General features: G+C 46.2%; 16 protein-coding genes. 12 read left to right on the plus strand and 4 right to left on the minus strand.

What is annotated here, in order from left to right:
• Positions 1-106 precede the first annotated feature (106 nt).
• Positions 107-1,909 carry a hypothetical protein gene (locus Q1A41_RS10845; protein WP_299978464.1) on the minus strand — a complete coding sequence of 601 codons (1,803 nt, stop codon included), beginning with the start codon at positions 1,907-1,909 and terminating at the stop codon, positions 107-109.
• A gap of 316 nt (positions 1,910-2,225) precedes the next feature.
• Between Q1A41_RS10845 and Q1A41_RS10850 the strand changes: the two genes are divergently transcribed.
• Together Q1A41_RS10850 and Q1A41_RS10855 are read left to right on the plus strand one after the other, a co-directional pair.
• A complete protein-coding gene (locus Q1A41_RS10850; RefSeq protein WP_299978467.1) occupies positions 2,226-2,714 on the plus strand; it encodes a DUF2141 domain-containing protein in 489 nt (162 codons plus the stop codon).
• A 10-nt stretch (positions 2,715-2,724) separates the two neighbouring features.
• Positions 2,725-4,197: a carotenoid oxygenase family protein gene (locus Q1A41_RS10855; RefSeq protein WP_299978470.1), complete on the plus strand. Its 1,473-nt coding sequence runs from the start codon at positions 2,725-2,727 to the stop codon at positions 4,195-4,197.
• Positions 4,198-4,268: 71 nt separating this feature from the next.
• On the opposite strand, the gene Q1A41_RS10860 is transcribed toward Q1A41_RS10855, so the two are convergent.
• Positions 4,269-5,201, minus strand: a complete 933-nt coding sequence (locus Q1A41_RS10860; protein WP_299978473.1) for a CBASS cGAMP-activated phospholipase — start codon at positions 5,199-5,201, stop codon at positions 4,269-4,271.
• A gap of 518 nt (positions 5,202-5,719) precedes the next feature.
• Here Q1A41_RS10860 and Q1A41_RS10865 point away from each other — a divergent pair.
• The 4 genes from Q1A41_RS10865 to Q1A41_RS10875 all read left to right on the plus strand — a co-directional run bounded on the left by Q1A41_RS10865 (position 5,720) and on the right by Q1A41_RS10875 (position 7,191).
• Positions 5,720-5,956, plus strand: a complete 237-nt coding sequence (locus tag Q1A41_RS10865; RefSeq protein ID WP_299978476.1) for a DUF1059 domain-containing protein — start codon at positions 5,720-5,722, stop codon at positions 5,954-5,956.
• 169 nt (positions 5,957-6,125) lie between these two features.
• A complete protein-coding gene (locus Q1A41_RS20380; RefSeq protein ID WP_363322366.1) occupies positions 6,126-6,464 on the plus strand; it encodes a DUF6404 family protein in 339 nt (112 codons plus the stop codon).
• 44 nt (positions 6,465-6,508) lie between these two features.
• Entirely contained in the window at positions 6,509-6,832 is a 324-nt protein-coding gene (locus Q1A41_RS10870) for a hypothetical protein (protein ID WP_299978479.1), read from the plus strand.
• Between the two features lie 116 nt (positions 6,833-6,948).
• Positions 6,949-7,191: a VF530 family protein gene (locus Q1A41_RS10875; protein ID WP_299978481.1), complete on the plus strand. Its 243-nt coding sequence runs from the start codon at positions 6,949-6,951 to the stop codon at positions 7,189-7,191.
• A gap of 535 nt (positions 7,192-7,726) precedes the next feature.
• On the opposite strand, the gene paaZ is transcribed toward Q1A41_RS10875, so the two are convergent.
• Positions 7,727-9,781: a phenylacetic acid degradation bifunctional protein PaaZ gene (paaZ, locus tag Q1A41_RS10880; RefSeq protein ID WP_299978484.1), complete on the minus strand. Its 2,055-nt coding sequence runs from the start codon at positions 9,779-9,781 to the stop codon at positions 7,727-7,729.
• Positions 9,782-10,277: 496 nt separating this feature from the next.
• Between paaZ and paaK the strand changes: the two genes are divergently transcribed.
• The 6 genes from paaK (at position 10,278) to actP (ending at position 18,295) form a co-directional block, all read left to right on the plus strand.
• Positions 10,278-11,579 carry a phenylacetate--CoA ligase PaaK gene (gene paaK, locus Q1A41_RS10885; protein ID WP_299978487.1) on the plus strand — a complete coding sequence of 434 codons (1,302 nt, stop codon included), beginning with the start codon at positions 10,278-10,280 and terminating at the stop codon, positions 11,577-11,579.
• A 160-nt stretch (positions 11,580-11,739) separates the two neighbouring features.
• The gene (locus Q1A41_RS10890) at positions 11,740-12,246 is read left to right on the plus strand and encodes a sigma-70 family RNA polymerase sigma factor (protein WP_299978490.1); all 507 of its coding nucleotides are present in this window, start codon (positions 11,740-11,742) and stop codon (positions 12,244-12,246) included.
• Positions 12,247-12,370: 124 nt separating this feature from the next.
• Positions 12,371-13,465, plus strand: coding sequence for a FecR domain-containing protein (locus Q1A41_RS10895; RefSeq protein WP_299978493.1), 1,095 nt, complete (start codon positions 12,371-12,373; stop codon positions 13,463-13,465).
• 109 nt (positions 13,466-13,574) lie between these two features.
• Complete coding sequence (locus tag Q1A41_RS10900) at positions 13,575-16,106, plus strand: TonB-dependent receptor (protein ID WP_299978496.1); 2,532 nt, start codon at positions 13,575-13,577, stop codon at positions 16,104-16,106.
• Between the two features lie 280 nt (positions 16,107-16,386).
• Positions 16,387-16,665, plus strand: coding sequence for a DUF485 domain-containing protein (locus Q1A41_RS10905; protein ID WP_299978498.1), 279 nt, complete (start codon positions 16,387-16,389; stop codon positions 16,663-16,665).
• Complete coding sequence (gene actP, locus Q1A41_RS10910) at positions 16,655-18,295, plus strand: cation/acetate symporter ActP (protein ID WP_299978501.1); 1,641 nt, start codon at positions 16,655-16,657, stop codon at positions 18,293-18,295. Before Q1A41_RS10905 ends, actP begins: the two co-directional genes overlap by 11 nt.
• Positions 18,296-18,712: 417 nt before the next feature.
• Here actP and Q1A41_RS10915 read toward each other — a convergent pair whose 3' ends face one another.
• Positions 18,713-23,602 (minus strand): pentapeptide repeat-containing protein, encoded by a 4,890-nt coding sequence (locus Q1A41_RS10915; protein ID WP_299978504.1) that lies wholly within the window; start codon positions 23,600-23,602, stop codon positions 18,713-18,715.
• Between the last annotated feature and the right edge of the window lie 185 nt (positions 23,603-23,787).

Raw genomic sequence — 23,787 nt, forward strand, 5'->3', positions numbered from 1 at the left:
AAAAGCGTAATGGAGCCTATTATAAGTTCTAATGTAGAGGTGTATAGGTGCCAAAAGTCACGTTCGTTCCTGAAGCAGCTATTGCATTTAGTTATTTGACGACGTTTTAGTTATTTGGCTGTGCTTTGGCAAACTGCTCAACAAAGTCCACTAAGGTGCTTTGCAATTGCTCTTTGCTCATAGTTTCAAGGCCGTTTTCTTCGTCCTGCAGTTGTTGCTTTTGAATGGAGTCGAGATATTCTAGGATCATAATTTGCTGTGGCTCAGGAGCGGCCGCTAAGGTCGCGACAAAGCTGTCTACAGATTGCTCCATAAGTGGCGCCAATGACCAAAACTGTTCATTTTGCACGCCCTCGAGAGATTCATCCAGAGCTGCCACGGCTGCTATATCGTTGCTATAGCGCATTACATCGCTACGTTGTAAAAACTCACTGTAATCTTCTCGGTTTTGCAAATCACTTTGTAGGGCTAGGGGTTTTTCGCTATCGCCAGCAAGCGCATTAATCTTGGCAACTTGCTCGTCGCGCTGCTCTGCACTTAGGCTGTTGAACTTAGAAGCAATTAGGCTAGTGCGAGCTTCATCTTCTCGGTTTAACCAGGCATCCGTTACTAAAAAGGACACCATTGCCTGTTGGTCTCGCTCAGAATCAGCTGGATCTTTGTGGGCAAAATAGCTTCGCCCACCTGAAATTCGCTCTTCTCCAACCCTAGATTTCAACACTATATCTTGAATCACCGCGTTATCTCGCAATCGCGAGATGGTTTCCATCGCGTGGCCTTGGGCTTGCAGATCTTGAGGCTTATCTTTACTGCCATCGAATAAGGTATCTAAGCCGGTTTTAGTAATGGCTACATAGGATCGCTGGGCAGCGGCATCCAGCCCGGAAAGCTCACCCATCATTGTCTGCCACTGCTCATTATTAAAGCGGTAGTTTTCGCTTAGGCTAGTGATGTCCTCAACTAAGCCGGCCACCACAGTCGGCGCGTGATTATCGTACCCCAATATCGCGCCACTCCAGTTTTCTGGGTCAGTCGCTTTTTGAGGCACTATGTCAAAAGATGATTTTTTAGCAATGACTTGTGCCAGATAATCAAGAGTCTCATCTTGCACATCTTTTTCAAATTGCTGCAGACTGTCCATTAATCGTAAGGCATGATCAGCGCTATGGGCGGCCACAGATAATATATTGCTCTGCTGCTCCTCTTGATAAGAAGCCAGACCCTGCATAAAGGATCCCTGGGCCTCAGCGTTTCCAGTCAACTGATTGATGGCATTCAAGAAGTTATGGATATCATTGGCCTTAATGGAGCCAGTATCCAGCAAGCCCTTCACGCTATATGTCGCGCTATTGTCCTTTAACGGCACACCATGGCTAAGTTCTGCAGCTTTTGCTAGCACCTCACTTCTAAGCTCACTGCCCATCTTGCTTAGGTTGTTCATAAAGGCTTCGGCCTTATCCTTTGGCGAGCCATCAAAGCGGTAGTTTTCAAACTTCCCGGGCGTTTGAATCGCCGTGGATACCTTGGCAAAATCGGCCAACTCTTGATCTGTAAGCCCTTCGGCAAACTCCAGAAACTTCTCACTCTCCAATAGACCTGAGTCTACCAAGCCCTTGCCAGCTGAACTCGATAAGCGATCCAGCTGGGCTTGCATACGATCCGTCTTCTCGGATTCAGGCATGATCAAGCCATAATTATTACCCTGGAATACCGCAAATTTGGGCAGATCCAGATCCGGATTCAGCACTGGCTTACGCTCTAATTCAGCGCTTAAAGATTCAATGGAGAGCTGCACCGAGGCTATTTGCTCTGAAGATAAAGCTGTAGACTCTGGTGCCACTGTTGACTTAGACAAACTTGAGCTAAGCGAGGTGATGGTAGTATTGAAATTACTGCTATTAATATTCATTGTCCGGCCTTGGAAAACTACTTATCTTAGTTTTATCGGCCGCGTAGCTTATATCTGCATACTGTTTGTCTAGCTTTACACTCATCTGACCGACGTTGATTTCTTAGCTGCGGCCCTTCAACACCTATCCCGCTTAGGGGCTTCCACCTCTAGTCATTCATAGCCTTTTCGTTAATTGATCAAGAATTAGCCACAATGACGAAAGTCATGTTTTAGCCGAGCAAAAGAAGTGACCTTTGGCAGCTGTCTGCAGGGCTGGATTCTCGCACACTAGCATCATCGACAATTACAGAGATATCCAAACGGAGACAGCCACATGAATATCACTAAGCCATGCAACCCTTTTCGTAAATCTATGCTAGCCGCCCTGACTCTCAGTTCAGTACTCGCTTCGGCGCTTTACCCGACTCTAAGTTTTGCCAGCCAAATTCAGGCCGAAGAATCGCAACACCAACTGACCTTGCTGATTAAAGGTTACGAAGAACAGCAGGGTGTCACCTATTTGAGCCTTTACGACAATGCAGAGAATTTCAACAGCATGAATGGTAAATCCATTGCCAATGTTCAACACCAAATACAGGGCGATACCTTGAGTATTAGCTTTAACCAGCTCAGCAAAGGCGAATATGCGATTAGCCTGTATCACGATGCAAACAATAATCGCAAATTGGATCGTAACCTCTTAGGTATCCCAAGTGAGCAATATGGTTTTTCCAATGACGCAGGGGCATTTGGCCCGGCAAAATTCGATAAAGCCAGCTTCAAACTAGATGGCGATAAGACCGTAGTCATTAATTTACGATAAGGGGCTCATGATGAGTAATCGAAGAGAGTTTCTACAAACCTTAGCGGCAGGCACAGCCTGTGGCTTAGCAGCGAAGAGTGGCCTAAGTTTAGCTTCTGGCTCAGCAATGCCAGCTGATTTGGGTGGAGCCTTTAAAGCCGTACCCAAGAGTTTCGAAAAGCGTGCTTTAACACTGGAGGGTAATTGGCCGGCTGATTTGCGCGGCTCACTCTACCGTAATAGCCCAGCTATGCTAGAGCGCAACGGTTTTCAACACAGCCATCTATTTGATGGTGATGGCATGATTCAGAAATTCAGTTTGGAAGGTGGCAAAGTCTTTCACCAAGCACAGATGGTCGCCACTGATAAGTTTTTGAAGGAGGAAGATGCGGAGCGCTTTTTGTATCACGGCCTTGGCAGCAGCCCGCCAAATGCTCGAGCAGCGCGCAATAATGACAGCGCCAATCCTGCCAATATCTCTGTACGCAAAATGGGCGACAAACTGTTTGCCTTATGGGAGGCAGGCTCTGCCTATGAAATCGACCCTGAAAATTTGTCGACCTACGGACGTGTTGATTGGGGTGAAGATCTCAAACACCTACCCTTTTCAGCACACCCCCTGCGTGATGCCAACGGCGATTGGTGGAATATTGGTTCTTGGATATACAGTGGGCAAGCTCGCACGATTATTTACCAGCTTGACGCACAGGCGAAGCTGAAAAGAGTCAAAGCCATCCCAATGAACCAAGCAGGCTATATGCACGCCTTTGCCTTGAGCCAACGATTTGTCATTCTTGTGAACACTGCCCATTTATATACGCCAGGTAAACGATACTTTGATAGCTTTAACTTTGATGCCAAAGGTAAAACGGAAATCGTGCTGCTCGATAAAAATGACCTAAGTGTCTTCAAAACCATCGAGATACCCGCCAATTTTGTTTTCCATTTTGGCAATGCCTTTGAGCAAGGTGATGAATTGTTTATTTCAATGGCCCAATACCATAACGCCGATATCATGGCTAAAGGCTTAGGGCTAGGACCACAATCAGCCTTTGCCAAGGAAGCAACCCAATACAACAGCGATTTAAGCGTATATCGTATCAACTTAAAAAACGGGAAATGGCAAAAACAAAGCAGCCAGCTAGCTATGGAATTTCCGAACTTTAGGGAGGCCACGCCATATACCGCTCAAAATCTTATCGGTATGGGACGCCCAACTGGGCCAACTGATAAAGCCGATCAAGACTATCTTATTAGCTATCATCCGCTAAGCGGCGAGCGCGAGATATACGATTTCGGCAGTGGCTTCACCATTGAAGAGCCCTTGTTTATCAATGGTGCTAGTGGCCAAGAATACGTCATTCACAGCTTAGCTGATCGTCAAAAATCTCGCAGTGGATTGGCCCTATTTAGATCCGGCGAACTCAAAGCCGGACCGATAGCCATGGCCTGGGCCGAAGAGCAGTTTCCCTTTGGTTTTCATGGTTGCTTTGTGCCTTCTTAGACCTCCATCCCATGCCTGAGCCACCTTCCTTAAGTCAGGCTCAGAGCCGAAAGGCTCTGAGCCTAGGGCGTTCACCAGTTTTGTTTTATCCAAGCGCTCGTTTTCGAAATGGAATAATCACTGGCTAACTGATCCATTAGCGGTATCTGTTTTACGCTATCTAGCTTAATGGCAGGCTTTTCAGGTAACTCTGGCTGTACTCTGATATAGCGGTCACCCAATAACTGCCGCGACTGATAGTCGGCAATGCCGCTCACACCATCCATTAAGACATCGACTAGAGGTTTTGCCCACTGCCCTAAACCCCAATCCAAACGCTGCCCTTTGATATAAGTGGGTGTATAACCGGTACCAACTGAAAGCAAAACGATATCAGCAAGTTTGGCCCGCTCCGCAGCAACATTATCCTCGGAGATCGCCTGGGCTATAGCGACCATACTGGGGTTATTGGCAAAAACCCCGCCGTCGATATAGCCGTCCACTGATGGAAAGTAAGTCGGCGCGGCACTGGTATAAAGCGCAACATCTAAGGCCGACAATTTTGAGTCATTACCTTTACCCTTAAAATTATGAAAAATTTTAGGCTTCCAATGCCTGTCTTTGCGTTGCTTGGCGCCATTATCTAAATCGAAGGCCGTAATGGCGACGTTTCGTTTTAACTTGCCAAGCGTAGTGGCACCCAATACTTTTTTGAGCTCCCGCTTGAGATCTGTTGTAGAGTACTCAGCGCCGATAACTTTACCGAGATCGAGAATATTATCCAAAAGGCTGTCATCAAAAATCTTCCCGCCCCGCTTGATATAAAGCTGGCAAATATCTTCCGGGCTCAATCCTTTCGCTAAACCTAAAGCCAAGATACCGCCCGTGGACGTCCCCACTATCAGATCAACTTTATCCAAAAAGTTTTTAGTGTCTGAATGATCATTTAAGCGCTGTAAAATACGCGCCGTTATCAAACCTCTCAGACCGCCACCGTCTAAACTTAAAATTCGATACTTCGCCATATTGCACCTCCGTTGTGATTGGGTTTACTTAATCAAAGAAGGTGGTTTAGTGGCTATTACATTGGCTTACAATTTTGGCATAATGCCAAAGTTCTTAGAAAGCCAATTACAATAAGGTCATGCTCATTGTTTGATGCTATATTCCATTTGCTGTTTTTTTCCTCCTCTATTCTTGGAATCTTATCCGGACTTCTACTTTTCGCTAAGAAAAACGAGGGTGTCGACCTAGGCTTACTGGCAACTAGATCTATTGGTCACTGGTATAAGCACTTAAACGAAATAGTTCCTACATACTGGGTAAAGCCGATTTACTGGACTGGATTCCTGTCGGCTTTTGGCTTTATGATTTCATTCTTATACCTTATTTTCTAAGGACATTACATATTGAGCCAACTATAGGCCCCACATAAGTCATGAGATATAATCTTGCGAGATGAACCTAATAGATATAGGCTTAATTCTGACGTTTCATTCTTTCAAAGTAGCTCATTAAACCTACTCAATAAAAGAGGAAAACTATGAAATCCATGACCTGCAAACAGCTCGGCGGCGCTTGCGATTTGGAATTTCGCGCCAATAGTTTTGAAGAAATCGCTGAGCTAAGCCAGCAACATGGCATGGCCATGCATGAACAACAAGACCCAGCACATTTAGACGCCATGCGGGAGATGGGCAAACTTATGCAAAACCCTGAAGCCATGGGCAAATGGCTGAATGACAAACGTTTGGAATTTGAAGCCCAGCCAGATGTTTAGATCTATAGGCCGTTTAGCTGCGACCTAAAGACAATGGCAACTGCTACAGTAGCTGAAAAAAGCTATCAAATTCAGCGATTTAACCTAGAGAAAAAAGATCCATACATATGGACACCCACCCCTAATGAAGCCTTAAAAGGATAATAGGCTAAACGAGAGGCTTGAACGGATGCAAAGAAGTACCCAAGAAAAAATTGATATCTATACCACAGAGCTCAAAAAGCAAGGTGTTAGCCCCTACACCTCTGTTCCGCTGCTTCATCGGCTAATACTTAAATTGGGCATCAATATTACACCTCCTCTGAGTTCAACATTTTTTATTAATTTCCTTTTGTTTGCGCTTCTATTCGGCCCTCCGTGGACTTTGCTAATGAACTTTCTATATTGGCAAAGCGACTGGATACTCGGCCTTTTGTTCTTAGCAGCTATAGCCGGGGGCTTATTTGGCTTTATCATGGCAGCGTTTATGGGAGCCAAAGCAAAGTCTTTAGATGTTCCTAATTGGTAATATCTAAAAAGCCTATTGAACAATAGCCTATTCGGGAACCGAGCATGAATCTTGACGATAAAATTAAATTGATCGAAGCCCTAGCCGAAACCAGCCCTAAGGGGGCTACCGTTATCGGCTTATCCAATAAAATCAACATCCCCCAAAGTAGCTTACGGGAATTTTTCCAGGCTAATAAAGACTACATTTGCTCGGTTGGTGGCAGCGAAAAGTATGTACTCAATAGAACAGGGCCGTACCAAGCCTCAAAGGACGCCATAATTAAGGATTTGTACCTACGAGAGCAAAAATCCAAAGAACAGGCTATATGGGTTTATATTATTATCGCCTTTCTAGCGGGCTTTATAGTGGCTGAAAGCCTGCCTTAGACACCTGAGGTACTCTGTCTGAGCCTAATATCTCAGACAGCAATACTATCAGAGCTTGTTATTTCCCCCTATTCCATTACTCTTGCTGATCCATTTGTACCCAGTGCGATATAACTATGAGCAAGGAACAACCCAACAACCCCTTACATGGCATTACCCTGGAAAAGATCGTGGTGCAGTTAGAAGAGCACTATGGTTGGGATGGCTTGGCAAATAGAGTTAATATCAACTGCTTTAAGAATGAGCCCTCAGTGAAGTCATCATTGAAATTTTTGCGCAGAACACAATGGGCTAGGGATCAAGTTGAAGAACTTTATATTTCAACCTTTGAAAATAAGCCTAAATCACCCTGGGGTTAAAAAGGTCAGAACCTATTGGTTCTCCCCCCGACATTGAATAAATGTTTGCGCTAGCTAGACCAGGGTCGGAACCCCGTGGGCTCTGACCCTCTTCGAAGCCGGTTTACCTAAATCACAGAATATTACTCATCAAAGTCCGAGTTTCGGGGCTTTTGAATATTCAGTTATTAATTTTACTCTATTGGCTTCGAGTGGGGTCAGAACCTGCTGGTTCTGACCCCGACACTGCATAATGTTTGCGCTAACTAGACCAGGGGCGGAACCCTGTGGGTTCTGACCCTCTTCGAAGCCGATTTATCTAAATCACAGCATATTACTCATCAAAGTCCGAGTTTCGGGGCTTTTAAATATTCAGTTAGTAATTTTACTCTATTGGCTTCGAACGAGGTCAGAACCTATTGGTTCTGACCCCGGTATCGTTTATAAAAAAACGGCACAAAAAAAGCCGCGCTAGGCGCGGCTTGAAGTTACTGCGGGAACAGTATGATCGACTGAATCAATTCGCTATGAGCCTTCAGTCAGTTGCAAGAAAGACTTACTCGTCTTCCTCACGCTCAACCAAGGTCATAATATTATAAAGCGCTACTGGCTCGTCGTGTTGGTTGCGAACTTCGACATCCCACACAACCACGCCGTTGGCTTTATCTTCATCTGGACGCTTGTCTTTCTTAATTTTCTTCTTACAAGTCAAACGCGTTTGAATGGTATCACCAATACCAACAGGCTCTACAAAGCGTAGATTTTCCAAACCGTAGTTGGCCAATACTGGGCCAGGTGCTGGATCAACAAACATACCTGCGGCGGCACTGATAATAAAGTAACCGTGTGCTACTCGCTTACCAAATAGCGAATCAGCAACAGCTGTTTCATCAAAGTGCGCATAGAAATGATCACCAGAGATACAACCAAAGTTAACAATATCAGCTTCGGTAACTGTGCGCTTATGGGTAATCAAAGTGTCACCGATACGAACTTCATTAAAGTTCTTACGGAATGGGTGAACCTTATCGATTAATTGCTCAGAACCTGGGTTAAATTCTTTGGTAATCGCCGTCATGGTAGTTGGCGATGCCTGAATCGCAGTACGCTGCATATAGTGTTTTACCGAACGCAAACCACCGAGCTCCTCACCACCACCAGCGCGACCTGGGCCACCATGTACCAAGGTAGGCATTGGAGAGCCGTGACCCGTTGATTCTTTGGCACACTCTTGGTTTAACACCAACATACGACCGTGATAAGCCGCAGTACTTAGAATAACTTTTGCAGCTTCTTGATCATCCGCCGTAACCAAAGATCCCGCCAAACTACCTTTACCCATCTTCGCCAGCTCGATAGCGTCTTCGGTGGAATCATAAGGCATCATAGTGGTTACTGGACCGAAAGCTTCAACCGAATGCGGCACTTCAGTGCTTAAAGGCTTATCGCAGTACAGAACCGTACTTGGGAAGAAGGCACCTTTGTCTTTATCAGCACCGACAACATCAAAATCATCATTACCGCCGTAAACTACTTCGGCAGCTTCACATAAGCTATTAACGGCAGAGCGAACATCGGCCATTTGATCGCGACCAACCAATGCCCCCATGCGCACACCTTCAGCGGCTGGATCACCAATTTTAATACCATCCAAACGCTTAGCTAAGGCTTCTTGTACGGCTTCAACACGATCACGCGGCACAATAGTACGACGAATTGCGGTACATTTTTGCCCCGCTTTAGTGGTCATTTCTTTGGCCACTTCTTTGATAAACAAATCAAATTCTGGACTGCCTGGCTCAACACCCGCACCTAGAATTGAACAGTTTAATGAATCCGCTTCCATGGTAAATGGAATCGATTTAGCCACAATATTTGGATGCGAGCGAAGCATTTGACCAGTGGAAGCAGAGCCTGTGAAGGTCACTACATCCTGCTCGTTTAGGCGATTTAATGTATCGCCAACGCTACCACAAATTAACTGAATGGCGCCGTCTGGCAAAATACCTGAATCAACAATTTCTTTAACCATAACTTCGGTTAAATAAGAAGATGCCGTTGCCGGTTTAATAATTACTGGCATACCGGCAGCAATACTTGGCGCCATTTTTTCTAAAAAGCCCCAGCATGGAAAGTTAAAGGCATTGATGTGAACAGCCACACCTTCTTTGGGCACCAATACGTGACGACCTAAAAAGGTACCATTAGCAGAAAGTCGCTCTACGCCCTCTTCCAACCAAAAGGTTTCATTTGGCATCTCGCGACGTACTAATGAAGAGTAGGTAAACAAAGTACCTAAACCGCCTTCAATATCTACCCAACTATCAGCTTTCGTTGCGCCAGTCCAAGCCGATACGGCATAAAATTTATCTTTAATGGACATCAAGTGCTGGGCCAAAGCCTTTAGGCGATTAGCACGCTCATGGGATGTCATAGCGCGAAGTGCACGGCCACCCACAGTGCGGCCATAATCAATAGCCGCCTGGAAATCGACGCCTTTACTGCTCACACTGGCAATGGCATCACCGTTAATGGCGTTGTACACCATAACTCCATCGTCTTGACCTTCCAGCCATTGTCCGTTGACGTAACTCTGCAGTTTTTTGCTCATCTAGGCCTCACTTTTATTGTTTAGTCATCACAAGCCACTTGTGATTAACATTGGGCGGGGTCGATTTTGCTATCACCAGCATTAACTGTGATTGCGATACATATTAGTAACACTGTTGTAACACCGTTACTAAAAAGCACCACCAAAAATTTTGGCAGTGCTTTTATCTTGCTTTGCAAAGACTTTAGATAAATCTCTACACATCGACCTTTACACGTCGACTCTTGCACATCGACTAAAGTTGAAAAAAGTATATGATACAAAAATAGTGCTTACAACGGATTTTTCGTGTTATATTTGATTGAAATCAGGGCGAGCACCCCGCGATTATGTTGTTAAAAATAAAATATTGCATGTAAATCAATAACTTATAAGATTAACAAGATAAACATAAAATTATAAACGCCCAAACGTCACAACGATAAATCGAAACTCAAGGCGATATTGACGAGTTTCCCCATAAAATTATTCCGGATCTAGCACCTGGAGGCAGACAGTGACCAGAGAAGTGATAAGCGATGAACTTGAATCCATCGAAAAAGCCAGCATTGATGAGCTGCGGGCTTTGCAATTGGAAAGAATGCAGAAAAGCCTGCATCACGCTTATGAGAATTCCCCCCATTATCGCAAGGCATTCGATGCCCACGGTGTTCACCCAAGCGAGCTGAAAGAGCTTTCCGATCTCGCCAAATTTCCATTTACCACCAAACAAGATTTGCGTGAGAACTACCCTTTTGGAATGTTTGCCACCCCCATGGACGATATCGTTCGAGTGCATGCTTCAAGTGGCACAACCGGCAAACCAACGGTAGTGGGTTACACCCAAAATGATATCGACACTTGGGCCAATGTCGTCGCCCGCTCCATTCGCGCCGCTGGTGGCCGCCGTAAAGATCTTGTGCATGTAGCTTATGGTTACGGCTTATTCACCGGAGGCCTAGGTGCTCACTATGGTGCCGAGCGCTTGGGCTGTACAGTTATTCCAATGTCTGGCGGACAAACTGAAAAGCAAGTTCAGCTGATTCAGGACTTTAATCCAAACATCATCATGGTTACCCCTTCTTATATGCTAAACATTGCCGATGAGATGGAGCGCCAGGGTATTGATCCACACAAACTAAACCTACGCCTAGGTATTTTTGGTGCCGAGCCTTGGACTGGCTCGATGCGCGAAGAGCTAGAGCAGCGCTTAGGCATTGATGCTATTGATATCTATGGCCTTTCCGAAGTTATGGGGCCAGGTGTAGCCATGGAATGTGCCGAAACCAAAGATGGCCCGACGATTTGGGAAGATCACTTCTACCCAGAAATTATCAATCCCGAAACTGGCGAAGTGGTACCTGATGGCGAAGAAGGTGAGCTGGTATTTACCAGTTTAAGCAAAGAAGCCCTGCCGATTATTCGCTACCGCACCCGCGACCTTACCCGTTTGCTACCAGGCACAGCACGTACCATGCGCCGCATGGATCGTATTACCGGTCGTAGCGACGATATGCTTATTATTCGTGGTGTTAACGTATTCCCTACACAGATCGAAGAACAGATTATCGGCACTACTGGGTTAGCACCTCACTATATGATCGAAGTTAATCGTGATGGCAACTTGGACACCATGAGCGTACAAGTAGAGAGCCAAGATAATATGGACGATGCTCAAAAGCAGCTCACCTCGAAAGAACTGCAACACCATATTAAATCGATCGTTGGCGTATCTACCCGCATTGAGATTGTGCCACCTGGCTCAGTACCTCGCTCAGAAGGCAAGGCCAAGCGCGTGATCGATCACCGTAAACTGTAGCTCAAAGCACGTGATACACGGATCGTCTCATATGAGGCGATTCGGTATTGCTTTACATGTAATTAAGTGTTTAACTAGCAATTAGTTGCCTGAAACAGGCGCTGAAACAAAAATAATAAGCTCTAGCCCTAATCGGTAAAACCGATACGAGGTAGCCGAGATGTCCGTCAAGCCAGACCCCAATCGCCAAGCTGTGCAGGCGCTCTATCAGCAGAATCAATCTGCCTTGCTGCGCTTTTTACGTTTTCGCCTTGGTAGCAGCAGCGAAGCTGAAGATATCGCTCAAGACGCTTATCATAATTTGATTCGTAGTGAGAATACCGAAACCCTTGAAAACCCTAGGGCCTACCTATTCCAAACAGCGGCCAATCTAGCGCTAAATCGTATTAGAAAACTGCGTCGCCATACCAACTATCAACAGCTGACCGAAGCCGATAGAGAGTCTCAAGAGGCACCAGCACCTGAGCAATCTGTATTGGCCCAGCAAGATCTCGAGCGAATCGAACATGTACTTGAACGCTTACCGGAAAAGTGCCGCCAAGCCTTTATTCTGAGCCGGGTACAGCACTACAGCTACCGGCAAATCAGCGAAGAGCTAGATGTCGCCGTTAGCACCGTGGAAAAGTACCTGATTCGTGCCTTAAAAGAGATGCGAGAAGCGCTTTAATGCCGCAAAAACTGGGATCTGATTAGCTCAGCCACTGAAATCCAAATTTTCTGCAACTAATGCAGGAGGCTATGGCATACTTGTGTGTCTATAGAGGTAAGTAGATACACGAGATAACGCAGGAATGGCCGAAAACAATTTTGCTAACGCAGCAAACGACGAGCTGGGAAAGCCCCAGCGTGCGCCGAGCCCTGAGGACCTTTCCTGGCCAGCCGACTCAGCTGTGGATGAAGCCGCTGAAACTTGGCTAATCCGCATACAATCCCCCAGTTTTTCGCAATCTGAAGAGCATGAGTTCTTTCAGTGGCTGGAATCTAGCCCCGCCAATCAAGCCGCCTACCTGCGTGCAGAAGCACTTTGGCATAGCTTGGGTCATTCACCAGAGTTAGATGAACGCCTCAATAGCTCTAAGGCTCGCAGCAAAAATTGGGCACTTTGGGGCAGCTTAGCGACCGCCGCCACCTTAGCTGCTGTAGCGCTATTGCCAAGTTGGGGACTTTTAAACGGTCAACAGGTAGAAACTGGAACCGGCGAGCAACTGCAAATAAGTCTTACCGATGGCAGCCGAGTGCAACTGAACACCCAGTCTTCCCTAAACATCGAAATGCATGATGATTATCGCCTGTTAGAGTTAGATCACGGCGAGGTATATTTTGATGTCGCCCACGATCCAAGTAGGCCCTTAATTGTAAAAATCAACGGCGCCTATGTGCGAGTTTTAGGTACACGATTTAACGTGTTTACTGATGAGACCCGAAGCGAGGTTACTGTTGCTGAAGGCAGTGTTGATGTTAGCACTGATAAATCATTAAGCGAACTGAGCCAGCTCAGCTACCGCAGTAAACAAGCATTAAGTGCCAACCAGCAGGTTCAATTAAAATACCTCAACAGCAACAATTGGTTGGAAGAGCTACTCGGTAAAGTCCCTGCTAGTAAGCGCAGCGAAGTTAGCAGCGTTAACAGTAGCGATGTAATGGCATGGCAACGTGGCGAAGCCATTTACAACGGCAACCAATTGAGTGAAGTGATAGATGATTTGAATCGCTATTACCCAGGCGGCATTCGCTTACAAGATGAAGCATTAGGCCAGCAAACCTTAGTCGCCGCCCTACGCCTTGATGACAAAGAAGCCGCACTGAATACTTTGGCAAGCAGTATGTCTTTAGATATTGTTAAACTGGCCAATGACGAAATTCTGTTAAAAGCACAACGAAAGTAAAATAATAATTCCTAGCCGCCCCCGGCATAGGAAACTGAAAATAAAAGGGTCAAATAGACCCACGCAGAGTGGATCTGCGCAACAATAATGATAATACTCAGGAATTGCCTTGCGTGATCAAAAGGCCCTAATCAACTGGCGATTGCAGCCGCGAATTGCTGTCGCTGCGATAACTGCGTTAGCAGCGATAGTGCCCTGCCCGCTCGTCGCTCAAAATTCAGAACAGCTCATTAGTAGTATTAGCCAAGCGCAACGCGAAAAATCATTTCAGTTTAATATCCCCGCTGGCCCCTTAGCTGCCGCTATTTTGGAACTGGCAAGAGCCAGCAAAATTAATATTGCGATCCCCAGCCACTTAATCTCAGACCAACAAAGCCCCGCAGTACAGGGCAAGATGACCATTGAGCTTGCTTTGCAAGCACTACTGTCGAACAGCAATCTGCAGCTCAGCTGGCAAAACGAACAATTATTGCTAAGCAAAAAAGATCACATTGCTGCTGAAAAAATAACTGCGACACGAGCCTTGCCACCTCTCGGTGAAGATCACTATCGCCCAATTGAGGAGGTGATAGTGACCGCTCAACGCTATCGTCAAAACTTGCAACAAGTACCTATCGCGCTGAGTGTAATTGATGATGTTCAAATCGACGGCGCCGAAATTAACGACTTACAAGAAATTGCCTATCGTACACCGGGACTTTCTATTAGCTCTTACAGTCTTGGGCAGCCTTCAATTCACCTACGAGGAATCGGCTCAAATGATGATGGCGCCGCGATGGATTCCTCAGTGGTGCTATTCGTCGATGATGTCTATATAGGTCGTATATCTAATATCGATTTGGATATATTGGATGTTCAACAGGTAGAAGTTTTGCGTGGACCTCAAGGTACTCTATATGGCAAAAACTCTATCGGTGGTGCCATTAATATCCGCACTCAACAAGCCAGCGCCGATAAGCAGCTTCGATTCAAATTGGGCCTTGGTAACTATAATTCCCGCCAACTGCAGTTAAGTGCCAATGGAGCACTCGACGAGCTAGAACAATGGCAAGCCAGACTGACGGCCGATCATCAATATCGTGATGGCTGGCAAAATAATCTAGTTCGCGGCGGCGAAAAGCAGATGGGGAAAATAAAGACTCGCCTGCGAGGCCAATTACGCCACCAATTTGATGAGCAGTTTGATGCTGATTGGAATCTGGATTTCAGCCGAGACGATCTCAATTCCACTGGTCGTATTCCGGTTTCTGCAAGAGTCCCCCTGAATCGTCAAGACCACAATGGCAGCGCACTTCCCACTCAGCTATTTGCTGAGCTAGGCGGTAACTATGAAAACGCTACTAACGATTTGGCAGGCTATACCGATCGTACAATATGGGGGGGGTCCCAGCGCCTAAGGTGGCAGCGGGAACAATGGCAGCTGAGCAGCATTAGCGCCTACCGCCAAAGCCAATTTGATTGGCTAGAAGATTCATCGGGCTTACCAGCCAGCGCAACCGCTCAAACCGTCGACTTAAATGTTACCGAGAGTTATCGTGAATACTCCCAAGAATTTCGCTTTCAGTGGCAAGCACGAGAAGATTGGCGTTTGATCGCAGGTATTTATTATTTGAGGGAACTTACACGCCGTAAAGAAACCTTTTTCTTTACCGGTGCCGAGGCAGTTTCACAGCAGTTTAACATCACCCAAAATCTCGCCTTGTTTGGTGAGATAGAGTGGAATATTGGTGAAAAAAATCATATCAGTGTCGGGGCGCGATACAACTATGATAAAAAGACCCTAAATCAAAGCGCACTTAACGGAAACTCTCCTGCCATCATATTACAAGACTTTGAACATCAGCAAAGTAATAGCTGGCAGGACTTTTCACCTCGCTTAACCTGGCGACATCAATTACAAGATGAATTAATGGTATATGGCTCGATTGCCGAGGGCATCAAAAGCGGAGGCTTTCAAGGAGTCCCCGGAAATATTGAGGCAGCCCAAAGGGTTATTCAACCAGAGTCGGCTTGGCAATATGAAATGGGGCTAAAAGCACAATGGCAAAATCGTTGGCGCTTAAACTTAGCGACCTTCGTTACCCGCTATCAAGATTTACAGGTCGTACAGTTTCGAACCATTGATAACTTCGGTGTATTCGAAACGACCAATGCCACCTCTGCCCGCTTATCAGGTATTGAACTAGAGGCCGTTTACTCGCCAAACTCACATTGGTCATTAAACGGAAGCTACGCTTATCTGCATGCACGCTACGATCGTTTTTTAGCTGCGGACGGCCGTGATTACAAAGGCAGTATTCTTAGACAATCCCCAGAACACACTGCCAATTTAAGCGCTAACTATCAACGTAACATAGATGACGGCCTATTTAGCGGAAAGCTGAATTGGCACTTAGGCGTTCAATATCAGGGCGAAAGTTATCGCGAGCCAAACAATCAGATTACCATACAGCCGGCCATCACATTATTGGACAGCAAGCTCAGCTGGCAGCCCAACGATAAGCCTTGGAAACTGAGCATCTGGGGTAAAAACTTGAGCGATCGAGCCTATATCACCCACCTTTATATTTTGGGCGGCAACGATTATGCCCTTTACGGTACTCCTAGGACATTTGGTTTAAGCGTGGAAGCGACACTGTAGAAACATACTGCGAAGTAATCAATAAAAGTCATTCACAGCTGTTTGTCGTGGCTAGTTCAGCTCCCCCACAACCTGCAGCTAGTTCTAAACAACTTTCAGAGCACACACCGAAACAGAAACCTTTTCCTTTTGGGCGGTCTGTATGGAGGTTATTCTCCACTGTGGTGTTATATGGCTTGAGCCCTATCTAGCCTTTAGCTTTGAATTGTGCAAGGATTAATCAACTTGTCTAACCGTCGCGGCAAGGCTCACATAACAGCAATAAGAAGAGATGATGACTATGTCCACTCCCCAGGATGTGCAGACGCTTATCCGTAAAAAAAACCGCCTTCGCCTAATCATGGCGCTGGTCATTATGGCCTTGTACTTTGGCTTCGCCCTTGGTTATGGCCCACTGAATGAACTCTTTGCCGAGAAAATGGCCGGTAGCCTCATACCCTTTGGCTTGGTTTACTTTGTAGGCCTGATTTTTAGCTTTGTAATCATTGAAATGATCTATCTAAAAATAGCCAAGCAGCTCGACCCGAAAGAAGATGAGGTAAGCCATTATGCGAAATAAGAGCCTATTGGCCGGCCTATTACTGCTAGCACCGGGCCTAGCTTTGGCTGCGGGCAGTATCGATGGTGAAGTAGAGCGCCAGAGCGTTAACCCCACCGCGATTGCCATGTTCTTGGTCTTCGTCTGTATTACTCTGTTTATCAGCTATTGGGCTTCTAAACGCACCAATACCAGTGCCGAGTTTTACACTGCTGGTGGTGGTATCAGTGGCTTGCAAAACGGTGCTGCCATTGCTGGCGATTTTATGTCCGCCGCGTCATTCTTGGGTATTACCGCACTGATTTACGCAACCGGCGTAGACGGCATGACCTTGGCACTTGCGGCATTTGCCGGTTGGCCAATGATGCTGATCTTGCTGTCTGAGCGAGTGCGCAACCTAGGTAAGGTAACTTTTACCGATGTGGTGGCGCTTAGATTAGAGCAAACCAAAACTCGTGTGATCGCCGTTTTGGGCTCGGTATCCGTTGTAATTATGTATTTGATCGCTCAAATGGTCGGTGCCGGTAAACTTATCGAGCTGTTATTTGGTTTGCCTTATGAAGTGGCTGTTATTATCGTGGCCGCTTTAGTTATGGCTTATGTTGCCTTTGGTGGCATGCTAGCAACCACTTGGGTTCAGATCGTTAAGGCATTGCTTCTGCTAAGCGGTATTACCATTATCGGTGTACTCGTGTTGCACAGTGTCGATTACGATTTCAATGAACTGCTTCAGCAAGCGGTTGATAAACACCCGCGCGGCGGTGACATTTTAACCAATGGTGTTTGGATCAGCGACCCCATTCAGATTCTTACGCTTTTGGTTTCCATGATGTTTGGTACCTTAGGTTTGCCCCATATTTTAATGCGATTGTTCACTGTACCGAATATGGAAGAGTCACGTAAGTCAGCATTCTACGCTTCGGTCTTTATTGGTTACTTCTTTTTGCTGCTGATCGTGGCGGGCTTTGGCACCATTGTCTATGTGATGGGTAATCCTGAGTACACCGACTCTGCGGGTAAGTTGTTAGGTGGCGGCAATATGGCGGCCATTCACTTAGCCAATGCGGTTGGTGGCGATCTTTTGATGGGCTTTATGTCGGCTGTAGCTTTTGCCACTATTTTAGCGGTGGTCGCCGGTTTAACGGTGGCAGGTTCAGCAGCCATCTCTCACGATTTATACGCGCAAGTTCTGTGCAAGGGCAAGCCAGATCCTGATAAAGAGATTCGCTTAACTCGTATCGTTACTTTGGTCTTGGGCCTCTTGGCAGTTGCATTAGGTATTGTTTTCCAGGAGCAAAACGTTGCGGTTATTGCGACGCTTCCAATGGTTGTGGCGGCCAGTGTTAACCTTCCTATTTTGCTGCTGTCTTTGTATTGGTCGAAGCTTACAACTCGCGGTGCTGTAGCAGGTGCCATTGTGGGTTTTGTGTCGGCGATTGGTCTTATAATTATCGGGCCGAAGGTTTGGGTAGATATTTTAGGCTTTGAAACGGCCCTCTTCCCTTATGATTATCCCGCTTTGTTTACTATGCCTGCAGCTTTCTTGGCTATTTGGCTTGTATCCATTATGGATAACTCTGAGCGTGCCAAGCAAGATCGTGAGTGTTTTGATCGTCTTGTGCAAAGTTCTGAGACGGGGCGAATTGCTTGATTGAGTATTCGTGTTGGTATAAAAAAGCCGCTCTAAATGGCGGCTCTGACAACCGACAAGCAAAAAGCTCAATATTGAAATTCAATATTGAGCTTTTTTATTTGGTGGTTTCCGACCAGAATCTAGCTTGGGGCAGTGCTTTTCTGCTGCGAGCAGAAAAGCACTGCTGCCACCTACTCCATAGCTGAGCGCGATCATACGCCAAACACTGTGTTGTAAAACAATGGTCGGGCTTTCTATTCGGTAGATACTGACCAGACTCTAGTCCAGGGCAGTGCTTTTCCGCTCCAACGCTGCATCCATGCAGCCACCCGTTCCATCCAGGAGCCTAGTCGCTCCAAAGCACTACCCTGGACTAGAGTCTTGCTACTGTGATTTTCGTTTTGATGTCACAGTATTCCAAGCAAGATTTAATAATCACTGAACGGAAAGTTTGCGTCTGGCGAAAACACTGATCAGCAAACCCATCACAAACAGCAATCCGACCGGCATAGTTGGAATACCATTGGCACCGCTACTCAATGCCAACTGAAAGCTGGCCACTTTGCCCGCTACGGTATTTGCAGCGCCATCTCTTGGCGTAATCTGGACACCTAGTGGACGGCCTTGATCTTGCTTGGTTGGACGATAGCTGGTGGTTTTGGGTACCGACATCGCGTGTTTTGTATGAACTTTAAGTGATGACGATTTCTTAAGAGGGCTAGCCGTTATAAATTCTTTCATGCCGTTTACCACTCTAAACCAACGCACTTCTGTGCCCTGCTCCGCATCACCTTCATCATCTACATAATCGAAGCTCGCTATAAGCTCGCCGCCCACCTCAGGACTGCCGCTAATTCGTAGGTTTTCAATACGAGGCTCATTGTTGCCATTGCCATCGGCATCAGCGTCCAACAAGTCAGATACAAAGTCGCCGTCTAAATCTGCGGGTTTATCAGCAGCATCCTTGCTATTGGTTTTATTGGCTTCTTCGTCGGCATCACTGTAGCCATCGTTATCATCATCGTCGTCGTTACGATCAGATATTTTATCACCATCAAAATCAACGGGGGTATCGCCAGAGTCTCTTGGGTTAGTACCGTTATCCTGCTCATCTTGATCGCTATAACCATCGTTATCATTATCGGTATCGCTCAGATCGGAAATGTTGTCGCCATCAACATCGTTGGCAGGTTTGCTTGCTGCATCGTCAGGATCAGTACCGTTGGCCTTTTCGTCACCATCACTAAAGCCATCGCCATCACTATCAACAAGGTTTTCGATATCGTCGGGTACACCGTTGCCATCACTGTCCACAGGCCTCTCTGCCGCTGAGATCAAGCTAGTATTGGATTTATGCTCGAAACCATCATTGATGCCGTCTCCATCGCTGTCGGGGTTACAAATATCACTGCCCAGCTCAGACTCAAGCTGATTACTAAGCTTATCGCCATCCGGATCAGCGTTTGCGTCACTAGCATCATTTAAACGTAAGCGATAAGACAAGCTGACACAACTTGCTTGGCTGGCGCTGGCCAATTCAAAGACGTCGTCCATGCCATCATCATCACTATCGTGGTGGTATGGGTTTGCGCCGTTTTGTGCTTCCGCTAAGTTATTGAGTCCATCATTATCATAGTCAGCCGCGGCCTCATAATGTAATCCCGCGGTGCTAATAGCTTCACCGGACACTGGGTTTAGAAAATCATTAAAATTCCCAAGCTGAAGCTTTGCCTGTACGAAAGTATTTAGGCGATCGGGAAGATTTTGATACTCCAGCTCATATTGATCACTTAAACCATCACCATCCGTATCGGTTTCTGTCGGGTTGGTCCCTGCCGCGTACTCTTCGGCCAGTGTTAAACCATCGCCATCACTATCACCCGCTAAGGCTGCGGCATTGGGCATATTGGAATCGATCGGGTTTAAATCCAAGCCGGTAAAGGCCTGATGATATGTCGCCTCAAAGTAGTCATCAAAGCCATCGCCATCGCTATCCACAGTATCAGCATTACTGCCAAAGAATGGGTGACTGTCGCAACCAGGGTTTGGATCTTGGCGGTCTCCTGCGCGATAAGGCAGTGTACTAGACGGTGGTGTACAAGCTTCCGCTTCTTGGCCATTTATAAGCTTATCGCCATCAAGATCAGCGTAGAATTCCGGGTAGCTGGGTATTTCAGGTCGATCGAAACAGAATGGGAAAGGCTCTGCCACAAGCAAATCAAATTTAACCAGATTCAAACTTGGAAATGCCAAGAAATCAAAATTAAATAGATCCGGGAAATCAGGAATAGTAGGCAAACTGATGTTAAACCCGGGTAGGCTTACATCTGGCAACAGTGACTTCAATTGACTTAGGATGGCTTCAATAATTTTATTGGCCAATTCCTCTAGCTTATCCAAACCTGGAATATTACTAAGGCCTTCTAAGATAGAAAGTACGGAAAAACTTGTAAAACCAGCATCAATACGAATCTCAAATAAGGCGATAAGCTGAGACAATGGGTCGAAAAACGCATAAAAAGCATCTTCTAAGCGCTTCAGTTGTTCTTCAATTTGATCCAGTACCGCCATTAAATCAGCAAGATCTGTTGGTGCCGTGAAGGCATCACGAACTAGTAATACCGATTGATCAGTGCTGTAAACAATAGTATCTAAGCCAACGTTTTGATCAGCAGCAAAGTTCTTAATGCGATCTTCAAGGGCCTGCCGACCAGAAGGGAAACTGGATAAATCTACGCCCGAGGCCACAGAGCTACGATCGTAACGATCATTTTGACCAGTAACCATTTTGCTGGCCGTGTTTAAAATTGGATTAAAACCCAGAGGGGCATCAATATTAAAAGTTACTGGCGTACTACTGACCTGATACTGGGTTACACCGCCAACAATGCCGCTCTCCGTATAGACAAAGCTATCGACAGTGGTTCCCGCCGAACCATTACCCGTAGCAATAATCTCTAGGGCGTCCATCCCCTTATTGCCTTCAGTATTCGCCGCACAGAAAAACGCATCACTATACAAACCATAACCTTTATCGACATACTGATAGAGATTGTCACTGGCTCGCTGGCCCTGTTCTGCCTTACTGCGCAGTTTTGCAATTTTTTCACGTAAGGGCTTAACCCCGTCGTTTTCGACCCGGCCAACAAAACTCTCAACCGTATCCACACCAGGCTTCACCGTAGAAATTATCTGACGAATACGTGCGCTCTGTGCCTTAATGGGCCCCAAGAAGCTGGCCGCCTTTAACATGGTATCGGCACGACCAAGATCACGCTTGATTCGTTTTAGGCGATCATGCAAACGCTTCACTTTTAAAGTGGCGTCATAAGCCTGGCTAGCGTGTACGCGCAACTGACCTAGATCACTATCCAAGCTTTCTAAGTTTGAGCTCAGCTTCTCTAACTCCGTGCCTAGCCGCACCGCAGAGCCAAAGTTGCTTGAGATAGTTGGGCTAATTGGCTGTCTAGTACTTGGGAAAACAGGCTCGCTTGAGGAATTTACTTTTAGCCCCGCAATCGCAAGAGCGCCTGTCACATCATTGGCTGCTTGCACCACAATATATCGACCAGTGCGATTAAAGCTATATTTATCATCTCTATTTACCGCCTGCCATGTAAACAGCTCATCATTTTGATTTTCTGCAGGCAAGTCTCTTACAGGGTAGCTCATCGGATCCCAGTCGCTGATTAACAACTGTAAATCAGAACAAACAGCCGCTGTACACTGGCTACCTAAATCTAGCTCAACATCGTTAATAAAGAACGTAGCACCAAGATCAAGTACCCACCATGGTTTGCTTTGATCAGCTCGGGTTTGAGACTGTGTCGCCGCATTGCCATCGATAGCATTTACAGCCGCTCCATTATTATCCACACTGGGCTGGCGAGCATATTGAAAGCTATTATTGAATCGCTCGTCTACCAACTGCGGCGGGCTACTCACACCGCTACTAATATCACTGGTATCACCAACTAGGCGTCCATCCTCGCCTGTAGTACCAGCGCGCGATTCCCATACAGAACGATCAATACAGGCATTTTCCGGCTCGGTTTGGTCAAAGAAGGTGGCCGACCAAATAGCTCCGCGCATATCGGCCTCACGAAGGTTCGCCCTGGAAAAATCAACATTACTCAGGTTTGTGCCAGAAAAATTAGCATTTTCCGCTTGTGAGCTATCAAAGCTAGCACCACTTAAATCAGCTTGAGAGAAATCAGCATTGCTGAGCTGAGCTCCAGAGAAATTCAAGCCACTTAAATCTCGCCCGCTAAAATTACAAAAGCTGAAATCGATATTAACATTGCTGCTGCCACTATCTGGCAATCGCGTCACGTCACAACGCTTCGCTTTATCAACTAGAGCAATACTAAAACCACCGCAACTAGGGCGAACGGCGTTTGCAGGCAATGGCGTATCAGGGGTTTTAATGCCTACTTCACCCATCACACGGATTTTATGAAAGCCTAAGCGCTCTCCATCCTGTTTAATCACTCGAACAAATCGCGCCGTACGCTCCACAGGGATGTGGTAACTGCTCTGCCCAGTCTCCAGTGCAGGCAATGTAAACCTAGCGATATAATCAAAGTCTTTTGCAACAGATGGGTCTACGCTAAAAGGGTAATCGGATAATAAGACAGTAGCACCAGCCAACTCCTGTTCTTGACCGGCGTTTGGAAGCAGCTCAAGTCGACTAATCTCGTAGCTATTTTTAAAGTCCAGCTGCCAAAAGTGAGCTTCGCCTGCGTTGCTTCTAAAACCGCTCCCTGAGATCGCCGCTTCAGCTGATCCTGAAGAACTCGACAGCGGGTTTTCCGTAACCGGCGCAGCGCCCATTGGATATTCATCTTTCAGTTCAAACTGACCAACAATATAAACGCCAAGGTCACCTATTCCTGCTTGCGAAGCTGGCAGAATGTCGGGCTCACCGGCAAAGAGTAAATTACCGCTGGCTTCATGACGCCGCTGATCTGGGTCATCGACCATACCACTAAGCAGATAGAAGATGTTCAAACCATTGTTTTCAACCTTAATCCATTGAAAAGGCGAAAAGTCAGCCTGCCCTATATCAACCTCATCCCCGAGATTATCGCCAGCACGTCGGAACCTCACTGTGCTTAGATCAACTTCTGAAAAATCACCCTCTAGGGTTCCGCCTTGCACAGTAACATTGTTAAAACTGTATGAAAGGCTTGGATTTAATGAAATGTACTCGCTGAAAAACTCGCAATTATCCCAATTACTTCTCGTAGAATCCCAATTACAAGTTGCCGCTATCGAGTTTTCGATAGCCAATAATGTTAACGTTAAGCCCAACCATTTTTTCATACAGCGATACCTCAGTGAACCCAATGTGTACACAGCACATCGATAATGGGTCGCATTATGGTTACTTAAAATCAAATGTAACTCCCTCACATAGGGGGGTGCATCGCAATCGGGCAAAGATTATGATGTGCTTAAGGTATGGAAACCTTCCTTAGTACGAGATATCAAAAAGTGGAATAATAAGA

The organism is uncultured Pseudoteredinibacter sp. (assembly GCF_947502065.1).
Classification (GTDB): Bacteria; Pseudomonadota; Gammaproteobacteria; order Pseudomonadales; family Cellvibrionaceae; genus Pseudoteredinibacter.

Excerpts from the sequence above, each read along its gene's own strand:
- Q1A41_RS10845 (WP_299978464.1), bottom strand. The coding sequence starts at position 1,909 with ATGAATATTAATAGCAGTAATTTCAATACTACCATCACCTCGCTTAGC.
- Q1A41_RS10850 (WP_299978467.1), top strand. The coding sequence starts at position 2,226 with ATGAATATCACTAAGCCATGCAACCCTTTTCGTAAATCTATGCTAGCC.
- Q1A41_RS10855 (WP_299978470.1), top strand. The coding sequence starts at position 2,725 with ATGAGTAATCGAAGAGAGTTTCTACAAACCTTAGCGGCAGGCACAGCC.
- Q1A41_RS10860 (WP_299978473.1), bottom strand. The coding sequence starts at position 5,201 with ATGGCGAAGTATCGAATTTTAAGTTTAGACGGTGGCGGTCTGAGAGGT.
- Q1A41_RS10865 (WP_299978476.1), top strand. The coding sequence starts at position 5,720 with ATGAAATCCATGACCTGCAAACAGCTCGGCGGCGCTTGCGATTTGGAA.
- Q1A41_RS20380 (WP_363322366.1), top strand. The coding sequence starts at position 6,126 with ATGCAAAGAAGTACCCAAGAAAAAATTGATATCTATACCACAGAGCTC.
- Q1A41_RS10870 (WP_299978479.1), top strand. The coding sequence starts at position 6,509 with ATGAATCTTGACGATAAAATTAAATTGATCGAAGCCCTAGCCGAAACC.
- Q1A41_RS10875 (WP_299978481.1), top strand. The coding sequence starts at position 6,949 with ATGAGCAAGGAACAACCCAACAACCCCTTACATGGCATTACCCTGGAA.
- paaZ (WP_299978484.1), bottom strand. The coding sequence starts at position 9,781 with ATGAGCAAAAAACTGCAGAGTTACGTCAACGGACAATGGCTGGAAGGT.
- Q1A41_RS10890 (WP_299978490.1), top strand. The coding sequence starts at position 11,740 with ATGTCCGTCAAGCCAGACCCCAATCGCCAAGCTGTGCAGGCGCTCTAT.
- Q1A41_RS10895 (WP_299978493.1), top strand. The coding sequence starts at position 12,371 with ATGGCCGAAAACAATTTTGCTAACGCAGCAAACGACGAGCTGGGAAAG.
- Q1A41_RS10905 (WP_299978498.1), top strand. The coding sequence starts at position 16,387 with ATGTCCACTCCCCAGGATGTGCAGACGCTTATCCGTAAAAAAAACCGC.
- actP (WP_299978501.1), top strand. The coding sequence starts at position 16,655 with ATGCGAAATAAGAGCCTATTGGCCGGCCTATTACTGCTAGCACCGGGC.
- Q1A41_RS10915 (WP_299978504.1), bottom strand. The coding sequence starts at position 23,602 with ATGAAAAAATGGTTGGGCTTAACGTTAACATTATTGGCTATCGAAAAC.